Origin of the sequence: Actinoplanes sp. NPDC020271 (assembly GCF_044388125.1) — a bacterium.
In the GTDB taxonomy this organism is placed as follows: Bacteria; Actinomycetota; Actinomycetes; order Mycobacteriales; family Micromonosporaceae; genus Actinoplanes.
Window position 1 is genome coordinate 20,700 of record NZ_JBIRWQ010000039.1, and the last position, 17,249, is coordinate 37,948.

At 64.0% G+C, this 17,249-nt stretch carries 10 protein-coding genes; 7 read left to right on the top strand and 3 right to left on the bottom strand.

Features of this window, described 5'->3' with window-relative positions:
• Positions 1–464: 464 nt before the first annotated feature.
• The gene (locus tag ACH442_RS43990; RefSeq protein ID WP_396344134.1) at positions 465–1,328 is read left to right on the top strand and encodes a tyrosine-type recombinase/integrase; all 864 of its coding nucleotides are present in this window, start codon (positions 465–467) and stop codon (positions 1,326–1,328) included.
• A 904-nt stretch (positions 1,329–2,232) separates the two neighbouring features.
• Here the strand turns inward: ACH442_RS43990 and ACH442_RS43995 are convergent.
• A complete protein-coding gene (locus tag ACH442_RS43995; RefSeq protein ID WP_396344135.1) occupies positions 2,233–3,240 on the bottom strand; it encodes a hypothetical protein in 1,008 nt (335 codons plus the stop codon).
• Positions 3,241–3,491: 251 nt separating this feature from the next.
• Between ACH442_RS43995 and ACH442_RS44000 the strand changes: the two genes are divergently transcribed.
• The gene (locus ACH442_RS44000; protein WP_396344136.1) at positions 3,492–3,680 is read left to right on the top strand and encodes a hypothetical protein; all 189 of its coding nucleotides are present in this window, start codon (positions 3,492–3,494) and stop codon (positions 3,678–3,680) included.
• Between the two features lie 292 nt (positions 3,681–3,972).
• The gene (locus tag ACH442_RS44005; protein ID WP_396344137.1) at positions 3,973–4,827 is read left to right on the top strand and encodes an AbiV family abortive infection protein; all 855 of its coding nucleotides are present in this window, start codon (positions 3,973–3,975) and stop codon (positions 4,825–4,827) included.
• 258 nt (positions 4,828–5,085) lie between these two features.
• Here ACH442_RS44005 and ACH442_RS44010 read toward each other — a convergent pair whose 3' ends face one another.
• Together ACH442_RS44010 and ACH442_RS44015 are read right to left on the bottom strand one after the other, a co-directional pair.
• On the bottom strand, positions 5,086–6,996 hold the full coding sequence (locus ACH442_RS44010; protein ID WP_396344138.1) for a UvrD-helicase domain-containing protein: 1,911 nt from the start codon (positions 6,994–6,996) through the stop codon (positions 5,086–5,088).
• Positions 6,993–8,981, bottom strand: a complete 1,989-nt coding sequence (locus ACH442_RS44015) for an AAA family ATPase (protein ID WP_396344140.1) — start codon at positions 8,979–8,981, stop codon at positions 6,993–6,995. Before ACH442_RS44015 ends, ACH442_RS44010 begins: the two co-directional genes overlap by 4 nt.
• A gap of 523 nt (positions 8,982–9,504) precedes the next feature.
• Here ACH442_RS44015 and ACH442_RS44020 point away from each other — a divergent pair.
• From ACH442_RS44020 to ACH442_RS44035, 4 genes are all read left to right on the top strand, one after another.
• Positions 9,505–10,329 carry a hypothetical protein gene (locus ACH442_RS44020; protein WP_396344141.1) on the top strand — a complete coding sequence of 275 codons (825 nt, stop codon included), beginning with the start codon at positions 9,505–9,507 and terminating at the stop codon, positions 10,327–10,329.
• A 67-nt stretch (positions 10,330–10,396) separates the two neighbouring features.
• A complete protein-coding gene (locus ACH442_RS44025; protein WP_396344142.1) occupies positions 10,397–11,494 on the top strand; it encodes a helix-turn-helix domain-containing protein in 1,098 nt (365 codons plus the stop codon).
• Positions 11,495–12,014: 520 nt separating this feature from the next.
• A complete protein-coding gene (locus ACH442_RS44030; RefSeq protein WP_396344143.1) occupies positions 12,015–16,340 on the top strand; it encodes an AAA domain-containing protein in 4,326 nt (1,441 codons plus the stop codon).
• Complete coding sequence (locus ACH442_RS44035; protein WP_396344144.1) at positions 16,337–17,215, top strand: hypothetical protein; 879 nt, start codon at positions 16,337–16,339, stop codon at positions 17,213–17,215. Before ACH442_RS44030 ends, ACH442_RS44035 begins: the two co-directional genes overlap by 4 nt.
• The last annotated feature ends 34 nt before the right edge of the window (positions 17,216–17,249 follow it).

Sequence of the window (17,249 nt, forward strand, 5' to 3'; positions counted from 1 at the left end):
CGGCATCCGACACGGTCACCCTCACGAACGGCGACCCCGATGGAGGTACACCGCGGTCAAGCACGCGAGAAACGCTCGACTCATGGCACACATGAGCAGACGTGGGAGTTCGTAGTGCCTGCGGTGGCGGTTCGCAGGGCGGCAGCCATGCTGCACGTTCCGCGGCCCCTCGGAACGCCAGGCGATGGCCGCGAAACTGTATATCGAAGCTCGGCAACATCAGGTCGACAGTGATCAGGTGTATGCAGCCATCGACCCGGACTCAGCCCGGGCGTCGGCGCGTAAGCAGACACCGCTTCTGCGGGACTGGATCGAGCGGTGGATCCGCCTCAAGATCGATCTGTCGCCGGCCACGCACGCCGAATATGCGCGGCTGCTGCGCTACCGGGTGGCACGCGACCTCGGCGATCTGCGGGTCGGGGACATCCACCCGGTACGACCACCTGGACCCGTGGAAAGCCGTCTTGGCCCGCGAGCTGGCGCCCGCGGGCGTGCGCAAGCCCTGGAAGGTGCTAAGCCAAGTGTTGCGCGATGCGGTCCCGGCATGGCGCGACGACAACCCTCTCTCGTGTCCGCACGGGCAGCGGGGCAACGGCCTGCCCCGACCGGCGCCGTATGAGGCAGCGTTCCTCACCGGCGAGCAGGCTCGCATTCTCGTCGACCACTGCGGTCCGCAGCTGCGCGGCCTGGTGCTGGCGGCACTGGGGACCGGGATGCGGCAGGGCGAGCTGCTGGGCTTACGGGCCAAAGATGTCGATCTTCATGCAGCGCGGCCAGTCGTCCGCCTGGAACGGGTGCTGCAACGCGCCGGCGGTTTCGGTGTGCCAAAGACAGCACGATCGCGGCGAACGATCGCCTTGGCGGCCTCGACACTGCGGCTGTTCGCGTGCTTGATCGAAGACAAACAGCCCGACGACCTGGTATTCGCAGCACCGCAGGGTGGGCCGTGGAACCCCAGCAATCTACGGCGGCGGTTCTGGGGGCCCGCGGTGACCGACGCACAGCGGTGTCAGGCACACCCACCGCGACCAGCACCGTCAGATCGGACCCATCGCAGGGCCGTCTCATCATGCGGATGCGCATCTCGGCTGCACACCGGGCTGCGGTTTCACGACCTGAGGCACTCACACGTGGCGTTCCTGATCACCGCGGGCTGGGACCTCTACGTGATCCAGCTGCGACTCGGGCACGCATCGATCAAAACAACGTTCGACATCTACGGACACCTGCTCGCGTACGGCGAGCAAGACCAGCTCGACAGCCTGGAACGGCTGCTACCACCGCTGGCGACGCGCCCCGACGTCCCGAGAGCACCGTTGCAAAACTGACGCGGCTGACGATCTCCCCTTCGTCGCCCGACTCCGCGTGCGAGCCTGGGCGACGAAGCGCGGATCGCCGTTTCGTCGGGCAGCCAGTGGCGAGTCGGCGGCGCATCACGGCGGCGACTCGGGCCAGCCGAAGAATAACGTCGAGCGCGTGGTATTCAGCTATGCCCACCGCAGCCGGATAACGTTCTTCCTGCGCTTGCTATGTAGACGCCCGGCCCAATTCTAGCGCCGACCTGTCAAGTGTTTGCAATCCCGGTAACTCATCGGCACAGTAGGTCGAGAAGGCCGACACTACGAACACCCATGACAGCAGAAACGTTTACTACGCTCTCAAACAGAGACGTCCAGTAAGGCCTTGACCCCCACGCTACCGAGGCCCTGACCCCCACACTGCCAGTCCCATAACGATTTGATTAAGTAAGGTCAAATTGTGTCATTCCATACACAGAACCGGACACAACGACAGCGCTATGCCGTCCGATTTCTACCAATCCCGGAGAAGCTGATCAATCCTGTGACCAGGCACGTGACCACGCTCTATCAAGTGCGGAGCCTGCCACCCCATCCAGTTTGACTCTCCAAGCCGCAAGGAGGGCCTGACCATGCAGAGCACGTGGCCATTTGCGGTTCATCGCATGGATTCGCCGAGAAAAGGATACTGGAGGCTCAATCTGAGCCACGGCGCCGGCCACTTGACAGCCCATGAGGATCGCAGCTATCCCCCGGCGGCGAAAGGCGAACCTAGCCTTAAGTCAGCTTGCCGAAAAAATCATACCGCCAGGCCTAAATTTAGGCCACGAGTCGCCCGGACGTAAAGATTTGGGAAGCCCTGCTTTGACGTTCGGCGGCGAGAATCGCGGCATCGGTGTACTTCCGCAGGGCGCGTAACTAATCTTTTCGGGCGTCAGTTCGTACTGATAGCGCTGATCACAGTTCGGACGGCCGGCTGTTCGAGGCCCTCGGGCAGGGTCCGGAACCGCAGCGGCTCGAGACGGGTGCGGCCGCCGGGTCTGCGCAGGATGGATCCGTCGGCACGTCGGTTGGGGTCGGGAAGATGTTCGATGAGGCCGAACGCGGCGAGTTGGCGGTGGCTTTCGTAGACGTCTCGGGTGACGGCGTACCAGCTGATGCGGTTGGGTTCGGTGACGAAGACGCCGCGCTTGGAGGAGTCGGGGTAACGGGTTTCAAGGTCTCGCAGCATCAGGTAGGTCAGGATTTCGGCAGCTGAGAGGACGTGAACCCAGCCCTGCAGGACGAATGATGCAGGCAGAGAGATCGTTTCGACCTGTCCGTCTTTTGCCGCTGGCGGGCGAAATGGGTCTGGTGACTCGTTGTCGTCCGTAGCGGGGACGCTGTAGCGGCCGGGTGTCCAGTCGCCGGGGTTCCAGACCTCGTAGGCGGTGCCGGCTTCGTTGCGTAGGCGAAAGCCTTCGTACCGGTCGGGAAGACCGGATTTGCCGGCCAGTTCGATGAGGTTGTGGCGGGCGAGCTGGGTTAGTGCGCGGGTGAGTTGGCGTCGCATGCCTGCCGCTGTGTTCTTGGTTGCCGTGACCGCGGGCAGTAAGTCGGCCCAGCCGCGCTGTTCTCCGGTGGTGTAGAGCGGGCGCGTGTTGCGGCTTTCAGCTCCGGTTGCGGTGCGGGTTTGGGCTTCGAAGATGGCGATGAGGTACAGGTGCAGCGCCCAGCCCTTCTGGGTGATGAGGGCCGACGCCGGCGACGCTGTTGGGCCGTGGGCGGTCTCCCAGCCGACGGCGCGCCTGACGAGGCTGCGGCGAATCAGGAGGCGGGCTCGTTGCCTGCGGCCTTCGCTGTAGACCTGGCGTAGCGCCAGTGTTGCGTCTCGGTATCGGTCGGCGTTGCGTTGGAGGTTGTTCGCTCGGGCTCGTTGGCGTTCGGTGTCTCGTGTGCTCACTGTCCCGCCTTGTCGAAGCTGCGAACTTTGTTGTCCAAAAAGATTGTGACCGATCGGCCCGCACAAGAAGTTCACTACCTGGGGAGGCAAAGGAGTCTTGCCTGGTAGGCGCAGGTTGAAGGCTTGCTTCGTTGGCTTCCTGTGCGGGTTGATCGGTCACGTGACGGTCTGACCATGGGGGGAAGGGCGTGTGAAGGTTCTCTGCGCTGAGGGCATTGGGCTCTGGGCGATCTGGTGAGAAAGGCTTCGTGGTGGGTTCGCACGAGTTAGTTGCCCTGTGGATCGTCGTCGTCGCTATCGGGGTGGTCTTCGTCGGAACGGTGGCGGGGTTGTTGTCTTGGCTCGAGGATCGCCGGCTTCCCCGAGCGGTGCTCGTGGGTGGTTCGGCTGCCGGGGGTGCGGTGGCCCTCGCGGTCGGTATCGCGTCGATTTTTTCCTGACGAGCCCATCGTCGCGCGCGGCGGGTCGCTCGCGGTCAGTGGCCGAGGGTTGCAGAGTGACTACGCGTTGTAGCGGGCATGGTGCGGCTCGGAAGGTGGCCGAGCTGCTCTGCCGTTGAGGTTCGGCACTGCCGCCGTGAGGTCTTCGCATCCCGTTTCCGGACGGGTTTGGAGTCTGAGTACCTCCTTTGCGGCTCGGCCGGGTCAACGGTCTGCATTCTGTGCCGTTCGGTTGATCGGCCCGGGTGGTAATCGCATCGCTATTGCTGTTGCGGGGTGCGATCCTGGGGCGGTGAAGCCGCGTCGCCTTGCAGCCATCCTCGAGATGCCGTACTCGCGGCGCCTCGACATCATCGCCGAGGGCCTTGAGCTGCTCGCAATCAACGTGCGGCGGTTGGCTGCCGACGCGAAGTATCTTGAGGATCTTGATCGACCGCGGGGTGCCAAGGTCATTGGCACCTTCGCGATCGAGGAGGCGGCGAAGGTGCTCATTCTTCTGGACCTCGTGCGGTTGGATGACAACGACCATGCGGGCCAGTCGAAGCAGGTCAAGCGGTTCTACCAGCATTTGGCGCGGTGTCTTTACGCGACGGCGTACAGCGGTAGTCCTGCCTCGCTGGGGGAGGTCCGTGTTCGGGTTGATCAGGCTCGCCGGTCGCACTATTTAGACGGGCCGAATGATGTGGACTGGATCTTCCGGAACGAGGTGCTCGCTGAGCGCGAGGACGCCTTGTACGTCGACCTGGTGGACGGCGAGGATGGTTTGATGTGGAGTAGTCCGTCAACTGACGGGGAGATTGCTTTCCTGTCGCCTCGGTTGCCGACGCTGGTTGCTTCCCTTCGGGCTACTGGGATCACGAGCCGCCAGGGTCTTAGCGCTGTGCGTGACGTGTGGTCGGGTGCATCGCTGCTAGATGACCCGCGCTGGGGCGATCTTGCCGCCCTCAATCATCGGGTGCTGAACAGGGCGTGGGAGCTTGAACTTCCGTCAGCGGATGTTACCCAGGATGATGTCAACGCGGTGTATAACTATTGGATTTTTCCTCTTACCTCGTTGGACATGAGCGAGGTAAAGGTAGACATCGTCGAATTGCAGACAACACGGCAAGCCGTGCTTGACGGCATAGCATTGGACTACTTCTGGTGACGTAGGTCGTTTCGATCCGCCCGACGGAATATCGTCTCGCTCACCCGTTTATTTTGAGCCGTTAGCCGACGCAGGACGCCACGCCTTGGCAGGTAATTCGCGAGCCTCGATTCCGGGCGTGAGCACCAAGGTTGCCGTTGATGCGGGTCCGGAATAGCATCAGGAATGCGGGACATGCGGCGGGTCCGTCATTTGGTAGCTCATGCGGTGCATGCTCCGTGCCAATGACCTCCATGCAGCGCTTTAACCGCTTAGAAATCACTGAGTTGCAGCGTTTGGCGTTAGCGCGCGCCAGGGAGCATCTGCGCCAGCCGGAGTGAGGATCATGAGATTTTGTGCCGCTCGTGACATTGCGACGTATATGATTCGTTTGGCTTCGCAGGTGGTCATTGGGTGCTGGAAAATCTTTCGCCAGGCCGCCGCAGATTCGGGGCAACCGCATGATCCTGCCGTTTTCTTCGTGACGAGTAGTACTGCATCGTGAGTCTCGCCCTTCGACGCATGGGCCGTGGCGAATGCTAATTGGACGTCAGAGTGGTGCTCGTGGCGCTTCCAATGGCGCGCTTCGCGGACACCAAATAGCGCCGATAGAAGCCTATCTTCTTTCGTCTTCGCCTCGCTTTTGAAGTCAGCACAGTCTCGCTTGAATTCCGCGACATGAGCGACGGTCACTGCCTTGAGATGAAGGTCGAGGATTTGTACGCAGTCCGAGATCCTGCCGAAGGGCCGGTCGAGCATTCTCTGCTTGATTTTTTCAAGGTCTTCGAAGAGCGCGATCCGGTATTCGGTGCTCGCGTCGTCGGCGATGTTCCATTCGGTGCGCACTGCGTTTCGCATCTCGCTGATTGTCGTGTGGCCGCCGATCTTTCGTAGTAGGTTTTCGTAGGCATCGAATGCGGCGTATTGATTGTGGAGGGAGAGATGGTAGATGACTTTCAAGAAGTCGCGGGTGAGTGGCTGCTTCCAGACGGTGCGATGTGATGGCGTGGTTGTTATGCCCGAGTAGTTGGCTTCGAGCTGGCGTGCGTGCTGTGATCCGCGGGTGAGGATCAGAAGGGATTTGACATTGTCGTGGTTGCCGTCGTGCGGGGTCTTGCCGGCGAGATTGGAGACTAATTGATCGATGGCCGCATTAACCTCCGCAGCTTCGTCGGTAGTTGTCATTGCCTGGATGATGACGGGTGCGGGATAGGTTTTGTTTTTCCCGTCGGAGGAGGGCACGAGTGATGATCCGTCTCCGGCGAGGGTGGTTATGGTTTCGCATATAGCGGGACTGCAACGGTAGCTCTGGGTGAGCGATGCGGACGTCCAGGGTGGTGTTGGCGTGGCTTTGGTGGTGAAGAGTTCGGGGCGGGCGGTGTTCCATTCGTAGATGGCTTGGTTTTCGTCGCCGACGAGGATGACGTGTCCGAGGCCGGCTGCGACGAGGAGGTCGACGATGGCGTGCTGGATTTCGGTGAGGTCCTGGGCTTCGTCGATGATGAGGACGGGGAAGCGTCGAGTGATGGCCCGGGCGAGCGCTGGTGAGGAGCTCAAGGTCTGGTAGGCGAGGTAGTTTGCGTCCGATTGGAGTGCGAGGCCGCGCTTCCAGACGTGTTGCTTCATGGCGAGGATTCGAGCGGTGCTAGTGGTGGTGACTTCTTTGGCGGGTCCGACGCCTGGGCGGGGTTCTTTGTCGATTCGGAAGGGTTGGCCGTGGAGTCCGACTGAGTAGCAGTCGAACCACATGGTCTTGTATGCGTTGTCGGGTCGGTTGTTGTCCAGGCCGGTTGGGCTCTTCCATTGCTGGTAGGGCTCGCCGACCAGTGTGGGGCGGTTGCTGTCCGTCGAGCTCATCGCTTTGGTGCCGTGGGGCAGGAAGATGTGTTGGTTGATGAAGGCGTCGACGGTGCCGACGAAGTGCGGGTTTTGCAGGAGCGTCGCGGCTTTGCCGATTTTGCGGATCTTGTCTTGCAATTCGTCTTTGGCGACGTTGGTGTAGGACAGCATGGCGATGCCTTGCCATGGCTGGTGGTGCGTGCCCCATCGTTGGGCGAGGTCGACGCAGTAGCTGGTCAGAGTTGTGGTTTTGCCGGTGCCTGGGCGTGCGGACAGGATGCGGTGTCCACCGATCGGATGTCCGTTGCGGTCCCAGAGTGCTGCGCGCTGTTCGTTGTTGAGCGGCATCATTGTGCCGTCGGCGTGGTGTTGGCGGTGGGTTGTCCGGTGACATATGCGATGGCGTCGCGGATGTAGCGGGGGACGGTAAAGGAGCGTGCTGCCTCGTTGTCGGGCAGGGCGGCTAGGGCTTCATACAGGTGGAAGGCGAACTCGGATTTGACCTTTTTGAAATAGGCGTTCGTCCGCCAGGTCGCGCGCCAGTCTTGCGGAGGGATGTCATTTTCGGCGCTGTTCGCCTTCATCTTCCGGTAGGCAAGTGATGGGCGGTCGGCGTCGAGGAAATCGTCGAGGTAGGCCTCCATATTTGTCGTGACGCTGCTGGGGGCGGCTTTTCTGAGTGCGTTTCGCAGCAGCGTGTGCATGGCGGTGTTTGGGCTGCCGGCGATGGCGGTGCGTAGTAGGCCGAACTCGAGGGTTCCGTATCCGCGGGCGATGGCGGTTTGACCGTCTGTGTCCAGGCCTTGGTCGAGGGAGGCGGTGGTGTCACTGAAGAAGTGGTGGTCGGCGGGAACGGTCTGGGGGTCTTCGTCGCCGTCGGTGATGAAGACGGCGCGGTGGTACGGGCCTTCCGTGCCGGCGAACAGGGGGCGGAAGTGGTCGAATCCCCATGCGGATCCGAGGACGACGATCTCGATGCCGCGGTCGCGGAGGTTGAGGTCGATCAGCTCGGAGAAGCGCTGCATGAGCATGGCTTCGGTGACGCCTTCGACGAAGACGGCGCCGGTGGCGAACAGCAGTTGGGAGCGGGAGACGTCGAGGAACTTGTGAAGGTAGCGCTTGTCGATGTCGCGGTTACGGAATTGGTCGGCGAGGTGTAGGGGTGTGGCGGGTCCGTTGTCGGTGCTGCGGCGCATCACGATGATCCGGTCGAGGTCGGTCTTTGCCGTGATGGTTGGCGAGTGGGAGGTGACGAAGATTTGGTGATCGGTGATCTTGTTGAGTGCGTGGAAGAAGGAGTCTTGGAGTTGGGGGTGTAGGTGAGCTTCGGGTTCTTCGATCAGGAAGAAGCGGTGCAGGTGTTTGTCGACGGGGGCGTCTCCGCGGCGTGACAGGACGATGCTGGCGTAGATCAGCTGGTTGATACCGAGGCCGTTGCTGCTGAGGGGTAGGCCGCTGTCGCCGTGTAGGGAGTGCGCGAAGACGGGTGCCATGGTGCGGAAGAGCTCGTCGGAGATGCCTTGGGGTTCAAAGGTCAGGCTGTCGTCGCCTAGTTGGTAGGGCTTGGCGTAGTCGGCGAGGTTTCGGCTGGCGGCGGCGTGGTGCTTGCCGTCGGTGACTTCCCCGACGAGTTGTTTGAGTAGCGTGCGGAGCTCGTCCGGGATGCCTTTGCGTTTGTCGACTTTTTCGTCGGTGGTGTGGCTGATGATGAGTCGTTCGATTTCGGCACCGACGCGGCTTCGGTCGTTGATCAGGTCGCGCAGTGGCGCCAGGTAGACGGCCTTCAGGGAGTCCATGACGTCGTACGGCACTGGGTTCATCAGGGTGGGTCCGCCGCGTAGCTCGCCGCGGCCGGGTTCGTACCGGCCTCGGATCGTGTTGTATTCGAAGGTCACCCGGTACAGGAGTTTGAAGGTGGTGTACTCGGTTGGCGGGCTTCCGAGCTTGATGGTCTCGTCGGGGGAGGCCATCTCGAGGAACTGGGCGGGCAGGTCGGAGTCACTGCGGCCGTAGAAGGCGGCGGTGAGGGTGACTTGGCGTGGTGCCGTGTCAGCGCTGCCGTCGAGGCATACGTCGGTTGAGCGTAGCCGGATGGTGTCTTCTCGCTTCTCGAAGCTGCCCAGGCCGAGCAGCAGGCGGAGCGCGTCGATGGCGGCGGTCTTGGCGGCGTTATTCGCGCCGATGATGACGTTGAGGCCCGGCTGGAAGGTGAATGTCGCGTCGCGGATCGCGCGGAAGTTGTTTATTCGCAGCGATCCGAGGAAGAAGGCCGGCGCCGAGTTGGGGGCGCTGCTGGCACTTTTATTCAGGCCATCTATGAGCGCGTCAGCTGGCACGTTCGTGGAGTTAGATGGTCCAGGCATGGGCCCTCGTCACTTCCATGCGCAAGCGCACCGATCTTCCGCCTTCCCCGCCTCGTTAGGAACTGATCTTCAGCGTGCGCCCTAGCCAGCGTGACCGTCAGACACCGAGTGCGATGGTTGCAGGGGTGACGGTCCGCTGGGCGCGTTTCGGGTGGATCGCTACCGAATCATACGGACGGCAGTGCCGGAAGCAGTCGTCCGGGAAGGTCAACGTCGCTCTCTGATCGGCTGATCGCGGCTGGTGGGGGCCGCTGCGCTGTCCCGGGTGTTGGTCTTCGAGGCCAGAACAGTTGAGCATCGATATGCGCATTGTCTGACAGGACGTTTGCGCCGATCTGGCTCATCAGTCTTGACCAAGCGGCCACCGGTACGTGAAGGCCGGAGGCCCGGCGGGCTGGCTGGTTCGACACGCAGCCCAAGTGAAGGAATCCTGCGATCAACTAAAGTGTCAGTGGTATGCTGCCGATCGTCTGTGAAGTGACCTTTGGAGGCGACAGTGGAGCGTGCGATCGGCGGCTGGGCTCAGCAGCGTTTCGGTGACCGTGCCCAGCATGTTCGCGAGGCTGTGGTCCAGGCATTGCGCTCGACGGTGACGGACGCGCAGGACGCACACAGGGAAGGCAAGAGCGACAAGCTGTACACGTTCGGCTGGACGCTCGCGGTGCGCAAATACGAGCGCCTTGTCGAGGCGCTGCGCGACATGGACGATGTTGAGCTGGTGCGTCCGCCGGGGTCGCCTCACAATCTCGTGCTGTTCGGCGAGAACTTGTTCTATCCGTTCCGGTACGCCAAGGACGGCGCTACGCCGCTCCGCGAGGCCCGCGTTACCGACGGCAGGGTCAGCGCGATGGTCGCGGAGTTGTTCCAGCGCTTCGGTCCGGAGCCCACCAATCAGGAAGTTACCTTCCCGCTGTTCGAGCCTGAAGCGAGCCCGGACGACGACGCGTTCCGGTCGGCGTTGGACCGTGTTCCGACACAGACGAAGCTGGTTTTGGTCGCTTTCGCTTGCAACGAGCGCAGTGGCCTGATCGATGCGGCGTGGGGTGAGGGAGAGCTGGTCGACAGCACCGGCCATCTGCGCTGGATTCCCGGTTGCTACGAGCCGCTGCCGATCGGCGCGGCGGCAGTCGAGTTGCGTGGTTCGATCCCCCAGCCTCGCGCGGCCGGGGCTGCTCCGGGCGAGGCCCGGTTCGACGAGGGAGCCATGCCGAGCGTTCCGCTGACGACGCGACCTCCGATCGAGCGGGCTAACAGCGACGCGTTCCCGCCGAGCATCGAGGCAACTCCAGAAACTCCGAAGGTCGATGAAGAGGACCGGTAGTCGCCAGCTGTCACTGCTGCCTGGCGCCGAGGCGAGCCTTGCCCCCACGCCGGGTGCAGTTGCCAAAGTGTTCGATCCGGCGAGGTTGACCCAGGCCCGTCATCTCGCCGGTAAGACAAAGAAGGAGGTCGCCGAGGCCGTCGGCGTCACGCCGGCCGCGGTGGGCCAGTACGAGGCCGGTGTCACCAGACCGCGTCCGGAACTGTTGCCCAGGCTCGCCGACGAACTCAATGTGCCGATCGCCTTTTTCGTCGCCGGTCGCCCGCACGCGCGTATCGACGCCTCGGGCGCGCACTTTCGCAGCTTGCGTACGGCTCGCGCCTGGCAGCGAGACAAGGCGATCGCTCATGTCACCCAGGTGGGTGAGCTGACGCTTGCGCTGGAGAAGCGGGTGCAGTTACCACTGGTAGATTTGCCAGGGTTTGCCGGAGGGGAAATGCATTCCGGCGTTGAGCTGCCTCAGTCCCCGGTCGAAGCCGCCCGGGCGCTCCGTTTGCACTGGGGCTTGGGGACGGGCCCGATTCCTCACCTGGTTAGGCACCTGGAGGCGCGCGGGCTTGTCGTCGATGCGCCCCCTCCGGACCACGCCGACCGGGAGGTCGACGCGTTCTCGATCGCCTATCTGCGGCCGATCATGGTGCTGACCGCGAACCGCACCGATGATGTCTACCGGTACAGGTTCACCGGCGCCCATGAGCTCGGCCACCTGGTGCTGCATGGCGATACCGCACCCGGTGACACGCAGCACGAACGAGAGGCGGACGCATTCGCGGCCGAGTTCCTGACTCCCCGCGACAGCATCCTGCCCGAGCTGCCGGCCCGAGCCGATTTTCGTCGCTTGGCCGAGCTGCAGCAGGTATGGGGCGTCTCGATCGACTCGTTGTTGTACCGCTGCCGAGAAGTCGGCCTTCTGTCTGATCAAGCCGCCGGCCGGGCATGGCGCCGCTTGGCGCAGCTGCGCCAAGAGACCGGTTTCGCCACGGAGTCCGTCGACCGGTATCCCGGGGAACAGCCCATCATGTTGCGCCAGGCGTTCGAACTGGCCGTCCGAGAAACTGGTCTCACTGACCACGCGCTGGCTCAAGAACTCGGCTGGTCAGTGGGTAGGACCCGCGAACTGCTCGGCCTGGCCCATCAGCGGCCAGTGCTACGGCTTGTTCCTTAGATGTTGGCGATGCAGGCGTGGCGGCTTACTTCTGCGGGCGGTTAATCCGCTCGGGGTTCCAGGTTTCGCATGCATACGGGCAACGGGGAACGCGTGGGCGTACCGGAGACTTTGACCTCGACCTGTCGCTGGGCGGTGAGGTTCGCTGGGCGGTTCGGGGCCGGTCGTCCCTGCGCAGCATGACGGTCCGAGGCCTGTCCGGTGTCCGCTTCGTGCTCTCTGACGCCCGCCGCGGGTTCTTCATGCGATCGGCGCGGGCGGTGTTTTGGTCAGGAAAGTTCTTTGATCATGTCGAGTGAGATCCATACGTCGGCAGCGTTCTGACGATTGTGTACCTGTGGAGGTGCCTGGCCTCGGCTGCCCAGCGATCATCGAATGCCGTCCGGGTGCCTGCGCAGTCGCCTGAGGCAGGGCAGATCCGCTTAAAAGTGACAGAAGTCGATTCATTCACGGTGTAGACATTGCGATCAGTAGCGAGTCAAATGCAGGCTGTTATGCCGGTGCTCGTTGAGGGGGTCGCATGTCCGATACGACGCTGCCGTCGGACCTTGATGCCAAGACTCTGACCGTCGGCCTCGTCTCGTATCTGCAGGAGTACCTTTCCACGCTGCGGCAGAACAAGGTCCGTGACGGCGTTGCGGACGCCGAGGTTGTCTGGCTTGCCGACGGCCGCAGCGACTTCGGTGATGCCGGGCTGGAGATTCCGCGGCCGCCGTCGGAGGCAGCGCCCGTGCCGCCGACCGAAGTGCGCACGCTGTTGACCGACGATGGCTGGCGCAGTCCGGACGAGCCGGGTCCGCGGTTGGTCGCCGACGCCGACGATCGCGTTCGTGAGCTGTATGACCGGTGGATTCAGCGGTGGCACGCGTGGGCTGCCGAGGAGAACGACAACGCTCAGGTGCGGGCTCAGTACGCGAAGCTGGACATGCTGCGTCGTGAGGCTGCGCATCGCAGCGACACTCACGAGCTGGTTCTGGGCGCTGGGCTGCTGACGCTTGCGGCGCAGGACCGGTGGGTCGTGCGCCGCCATCTGCTGGTCTGTGAAGTGACTGTCACCCTCGACACTGCGACCGAGACGTTGCACGTGGCGCTGCCGGGTACGCCGAGCTGGCGGCTGGAGGATCGGGACTTTCTCACGGCGAACGATGGGTTCGTCGCCGACCGGTCCAGCTTGGCGCCGCCGGAGGTACTGGCCCCGGACATGAGCATGCAGCAGTGGCTGGTGCGCTGGCGACAGCGCAGCTGGGGTACGGAGCTGGTGCGGGAGGAGAGCCGATGGGACCCGCCGCAGCAGCAGGCGGGCGGCGATGTCGCCGTGCTTCGGCTGGCACCTGCGGTGATGCTGCGTCCGCGTAGCCAAACAGGGGTGCTGCGCATGTATGAGGCCATCGCTGCGGATCTCAACCGTGCCGGGCGTCCGGTTCCTGTCGGCCTGGCGAATCTGGTTGTGGCAGCAGAGCCGGCCGGTGATCAGGATTTGCCGTCCAGTGGCTTGTTCCCGTTGGAGTCCAATCCGGAACAGCGGCGGGTGCTGGAGAAGCTGCGGACTGACCGTACGGTCGTCGTGCAGGGGCCGCCCGGGACCGGTAAGACCCACACGATCGCGAACCTCATCTGCGCGTTGCTGGCCGACGGTCAGCGGGTGTTGATCACCAGCCAGAAGGATCAGGCGCTGAAGGTTCTGCGGGACAAGATTCCGGAGAACATCCGGCAGCTGTGCGTGTTGATGACCGGCATGCAGCGCACCGGAACCGATGAGCTGACCGATAGTCTGGTAGCGCTGTCGGAGCTGCTGGCGACCGTTGACGAGTCCACGCTCGAGCAGCAGATCGACGCCCTGCGGCGCCAGCGGCGGGATCTGGCTGGCCAGATCCGCAACCTCACTGCGGAATTGCGGGCTGTCCGCGCCCGAGAATACCTACGTCATCCGGTGTTCGGGGCGGATCAGCCAGGGCTCACGCTCGCCGAGACAGCGCAGATGCTGGTCGACGGGCGTGACGAGCACGCATGGATCGAGGAGTTGCCGTTCGGGGCGTCCGCTCAGCCGCCGCTGACCGATGAGCAGGCGCTGGAGCTTCTACGGCTGTTGCGCAGCGACACTGCCGAACGTGCGCAAAGGCGCGAGCAGCAGATACCCGGTACTGATGAGCTGCCTGCTGCCGCACGAGTGGCGGCGGCCGTCGCCGCGTCGGCCGAGGGCTATCGCGTCCTGGGTGTTGATGCCGACGACCCTGTGTGGGCGGTGACCGAGATGGGGGACGCCGACCTTGCGGAGATTTGCCGGCAGGTTGATGTCGTCTCGCGGGCCATGGCCGGGTGCGGGCTGTCGGCGAGTGTCGCGGAATGGGACACCGACGATTGGCGCACGCGTGCGGTTGAGGCACTGGTGCGGCGCCGGGACGCGGCGTACTGGAACACCCTGTTCGACGATGCGGTCGCGGTAACCCGGCACGAGGCTGCGCTGGCCGCCATTGCTGATCGCGGCGTTGTGGTGCAGACAGGTCCGGGGATCACGGTGACGCCACGCCGGCTACTGCCGCAGGCGTTGCAGCTACGCCGATATCTGTCGACCGGCGGCCGGATCGCCCGCTTGATCCGGCCCCGGGCGGTGGCGCAGGCCGCCGACCTGCTGGCGGTCTGCACGGTCGAGGGTCTGCCGCCGGAGACCCGCGAGGACGTGGACGCCGTGATAATCACCTTGCGTGCTGAGATCGCGGTGGAGGAAGCGTTCCAGGCGTGGGCCGAGGTCGGTGCGCGGCTGGCGCCAGGGGCGCTACGGCGCCGGGTCGCGCAGCTGCATGACATCGCTGCCACGGTGACGGCCCTGCGCCAGATGCTGGCAGCAAGAGACATCATCGACGACCTGTTGCGCCGGCGAGGTGTCCGGTACGGGATCGGCGATGTCGGCCGGTGGGACCTCATCGTGCGCCTCGCCCGGGCCGTCGCCCAGTTGCGGCAGGCCCGGACTGCCAACCGGCTGCTCGCCGAATTCGAGGACACTGTTGCAGGGTGGGCGGCGCGGTTTCGGGCGGCGCCGGAGCTTGCGCGGCTGTCCAGGGCGCTACGGGAGCGGAACGTCGACGCGTTCACGGCCGTGTCCGGGGAACTTGAGCAGGCCCGCGGTGAGCAGGATGCCGGGCAGAGGTTGCTGGAGTTGATGCAGCAGCTGGAGAAGGCGCACCCGGGTCTTACCGAGCAGTTGCGATGCGACCCGCATGCCGAGCATTGGCCGACCAGGCTCGGCGATCTCAGCCGGGCCTGGCGGTGGGTTTACGCCCGACAGCTTTTCGACGAGAACCGCGACAACGGTACGGATCGGGAGCTGGAACGGCGGCTCGATGAGGCCGAACGGCGGCTGCTGATGGTGACCCGTGACCTCGGCGGCCGTCAGGCGGCGCTGCTGTGTAAGCGGCGGACCCAGCCTCATCAGCGCATCGCCTTGCAGGAGTTCCGGGCGGCGACCAATCGTCTCGGTAAGGGAACCAGTGACTACAAGGCCCGCTACCAGCAGGCCGTGCGTGAAGCGATGGACAAGGCCCGCGACGCTGTGCCGGCCTGGGTCATGCCGCTGAGCGAGGTCGCCGACAAGGTTCCGGCGCGGCCGGATGTGTTCGACGTGGTGATCGTCGACGAGGCCAGTCAGGTGCCGGTCGAGGCGTTGTATCTGGGCTGGCTGGCGCCGCGAATCGTGGTCGTCGGCGACGAGGAGCAATGCACGCCGCGGCCGAGCACCGCGACCGATCATCAGAGCACGTTCCGGATCCTGGACCGGCACCTCGGGGTCCTGGACATCGCCCACCGTAACGTGCTGGGCCCGAACTCGAACCTGTACGAGCTGATGTCGGCGAGGACACCGGAGACGATCCGGCTCACCGAGCATTTCCGGTCGATGCCGGAGATCATCGGCTGGTCGTCGAAGCTGTGCTACCAGCAGCGGCTGGTTCCGCTGCGGCAGTTCGGCGCCCAACGCCCGAAGCCGTTGCAGGTCGTGCACGTGCCGGATGCCGTCGAGGAGTCCAAGGAAACCGCGCTGCGCAACGAGGCAGAGGCCGATGCCATCGTCGACACCGTCGCGAAACTGATCGCTGACCCAGACAACCATCGTCGTTCCATCGGTGTGGTGGTCATGCAGGACTGCCGCCAGACCAAAATGATCGACGACAAGCTTCGCGACCGCATCGACGACAGCGAGTACGAGCGGCGCAAACTGCGGGTGGGAACAGCGCCGGACTTCCAAGGCGAGGAACGCGACATCATGCTGCTGTCACTGGTAGCCACGCACCGGCGAACCATCCTCCGGGCCCCCAGAGATAAGCGGCACTACAACGTGGCGGCCAGCCGCGCACGGGATCAGATGTGGCTGTTCACGTCGATGGACATGAGCACCCTAGATGCCACCGACCTGCGATCGCGGCTCTACCGGCACATGCTGGACCCGCGCATTCAGGACCGCACCGATCCAGCACACGACGCTGTCAACCGCTACGACCTGCGCGAGCCGTTCGAGTCGATCACCCAGCAGCGGATCTTCCGCGAGCTGCGTGACCGCGGCTACGAGGTGATCGCTCAGTACGAGCTCGATCAGCGGCGCATCGACCTGCTGATCGTCGGCGACCAAGGCCGCCTCGCCGTCGAATGCGACGGCCCCTCGGTACGCCACACCCCAGACGAACTGGCCGCGGACATCGGCCGGGACAAGGAGCTGCGCCGCTGCGATTGGCGCATCGTCCGGATCCGGGAAAGCGAATTCGTCTTCGACCCAGACGCTGCGCTCGCACCGCTATGGGAGCAACTCCAGCAGCGCGGCATTCATCCACACAGCGACGCCAAAGGAGCCAACGCATGACACAAGTCGGGAACCGGCCGCTCGGACAGCAATTGGCCAACGCCGTCGCCCAGCTCTGGAACGGCGGCGGCGGGCCTCCGCACTCGGCCATCGACGCCTCCCTGTCAGTCGTTGGCATCGACCCCGAGCACTTCAGCGGCTTCAACAAGGAACGCAAAGTCCGTGAAGCTCTGGCCACGGCCGACGACGCCACCGCTCGCTATCTGGTCACCGAACTCGTCGACCTGCTACGCACCGAAGGCGCCTTCGAGAATCAGGCCGACGATGCCTACCGCAAACTCACGCGGCTACGACAAGCACTCACCCCAGCGGGAGCGCACCTGGACTCGTCCGGCGTCCTGACGTGGGACGCCGCAGCGGCGGCCTCTGCCAGCGCTCCTGCACCGACTGCTGCAGGCGGTGGCCCCAGCCTCGGCTTCCTCATCGAAGTGCTGCGCCGGCTACCGGCAGCATCACGGCCCCTGGTCGGGACCCGACGCAAGGGCCGACCTTCAATCCCGGTCGACGACGAGTACGACGTCCAGGACCTGGTTCACCAAGCGTTGAAGTTGCTGTACGCCGACACTCGCGCCGAAGACCCGATGCCCAGCTACGCCGGCAAGTCGTCGCGAACCGACTTTTTCATCAAAGCGGAAAGCATCGTCATCGAGGTCAAGGTCACCCGGGCAGGTCGAGGTGAACGGGAAATTCGCGATGAGATCATCGTCGATCAGCGCGCCTATCAGACTCATTCCGGCGCGAAGCGGCTCATTGCGGTCGTCTACGATCTGGCCAACAACTTCACCAATTCCGCCGGTTTCGAGGATGATCTGTCGCAGCACAGCGCAGGCCTACACAGCACCGTCATCGTGGTTCCATGGCCGTCCTTTAGCTAGCCCGCGCCAAGCGGTGTGATTGCATCGAACCGGT

Coding starts and splice junctions, on each gene's coding strand:
- ACH442_RS44030 (WP_396344143.1), top strand. CDS start 12,015: ATGTCCGATACGACGCTGCCGTCGGACCTTGATGCCAAGACTCTGACC.
- ACH442_RS44035 (WP_396344144.1), top strand. CDS start 16,337: ATGACACAAGTCGGGAACCGGCCGCTCGGACAGCAATTGGCCAACGCC.
- ACH442_RS44010 (WP_396344138.1), bottom strand. CDS start 6,996: ATGATGCCGCTCAACAACGAACAGCGCGCAGCACTCTGGGACCGCAAC.